The sequence below is a fragment of the Actinoplanes sp. NPDC026670 genome (assembly GCF_040638175.1).
Taxonomy (GTDB): domain Bacteria; phylum Actinomycetota; class Actinomycetes; order Mycobacteriales; family Micromonosporaceae; genus Actinoplanes.
This window is the reverse complement of the sequence record NZ_JBEZXU010000172.1, coordinates 1-1,783: the sequence shown is the minus strand read 5'-3', so window position 1 is coordinate 1,783 and position 1,783 is coordinate 1. Positions and strand designations below refer to the sequence as shown.

Annotated in this window: 1 protein-coding gene; it reads left to right on the top strand. The window is 68.6% G+C overall.

The genetic code is table 11. The features are described from left to right. Positions 1-312 precede the first annotated feature (312 nt). Positions 313-1,758 (top strand): transposase, encoded by a 1,446-nt coding sequence (locus AB0E94_RS52810; RefSeq protein ID WP_360344521.1) that lies wholly within the window; start codon positions 313-315, stop codon positions 1,756-1,758. Positions 1,759-1,783 lie beyond the last annotated feature (25 nt).

Below are 1,783 nucleotides of genomic sequence, written 5' to 3'. Positions count from 1 at the left end.
TCATGTAAGGAACTCCGGTACTTGATCAGTCCGGTGTCCTGGGGTTGCATGAGCATCCCGGTTGGTCCGGTGGGTGGCGTTGAAAGTGGGTCTGGGGGAAAGCCCCGTGCGACTGATTGCCATCGCTGGTCTGGCCACGGATGCCCCGGATGAGGGAAGTGAGCCGGTCCAGAGACGAGGCCGGGCTCGGTTGCAGCACATGAGTGGGAGCCGTCGTCAGATTGCTCTGCCTCCTTGGGGCCGTGGTTGTCATGCGTGTGACCTGCGCGGACTTGCCGGAGTCGTTGCTGGCTGCCGTTTGGGGAGGTTCGGTTGTTGCAGCGCAGGCTGGTCGGGATCGATCTGGGGATCGCGTCGGCGCACACGGTGCGGGTGCGTGACGAGACGGGGCGGGAGGTGTGCCGGCGGCGGTGCGTGCCGACGGCGGACAGCCTGACCGTCATCGAGCAGGCCGCTCTGGCCGGGACGGTGCCGGGTACGCGGTTGGAGGTGGTGATCGAGCCGACCGGACCGGCGTGGCTGCCGATCGCGGTGTTCTTCACCGCCCGGGGGCATCTGGTGTTCCGGGTGTCGAGCGCGAAGTCCGCTGACCTGCGCCGGTTCCTGAAACGGCATGCCAAGTCCAACGGCATCGACGCGGACACCCTCGCCAGGTTGCCGCTGATCGACCCGGACGGATTGCGGCCGTTGGAGTTGCCGGACGCGGCCGCGGCGGCGCTGGACCGGCGGGTCCGGGCGTGTGACCGGCTGACCATGGCCGCCTCGGAGCACAAGGTGCGGATCAAGGACCTGACCCGGCAGGTGATGCCGTGCACCCCGCTGACCGGGGATCTGGGCAAGGCCGACCTGGCGGTGCTGGAGCAGTACGCCGACCCACGGGAGTTGCTGCGGCTGGGTCGTGACGGGCTGACCGCGTTGATCGTCACCGAGTCGAGGAACCACCAGGGTCAGGCCCGTGCCGAGCAGTGGCTGGCCGCCGCCGAAGCAGCGGTCGGGCTCTACGGCGATCATCCGGCGGTCGCGTTCACCGACCTGGCCGCCGAGATCGCCACCGAGGTCCGGCTGTTGCGGGCCATCGGCACCGAACTGGCTGCTCATGCCGTTGAGCGGGAGTCGTGTTACCGGTGGGTGGACCCGATGCAGCTGGCCCGGAGCCTTCCCGGGCTGGCCGAGGTCGGCGGTCCGGCGATGGCCGCGGTGATCGGTGATGCCGCCCGGTTCCCGACCGCGGCGCACTTCAAGTCCTACCTCGGCCTGGCACCTAAGGCGTCGGAGACCGGCGACACCGACCGCAAGGGCCAGCCGATGTCCAAGGCCGGCTCGAGGCTGGCCCGCGCGACCCTGATCCGGGCCGCGGACACCGCCCGCAAGCAGGACCCCCAGCTGGCGCGGGTCTACCACCAGCAGATGGTCGAACGCGGCGCCGAACACCTCAAGGCCAGCTGCGTGGTCGCCGGCCGGCTGGCCGAGCGGCTCTGGACGGTGATGCGCCGCCGGATGCCGTATGTGATCTGCGACGTCGACGGCACCCCGGTCACCCTACAACAGGCGAAACAGCTGATCGCGCAGCAGTGGACCGTGACCGAGGAGATCCGCCGACGGCGGCGCAGCAACAAGAAGAGCAGGGCGGGGAAGGCCCCTCAACAAGTCCTCACGGGACATGATCAAAAGGACGCTCAAGGCATCCGGACGAGGCGACCTTCCCCACACAAATCCTCCCCGGCACCCTCACCGACCGTCAAGCAGACCCGCACTTGACAACAAATCCCCGATAGGGAATCAG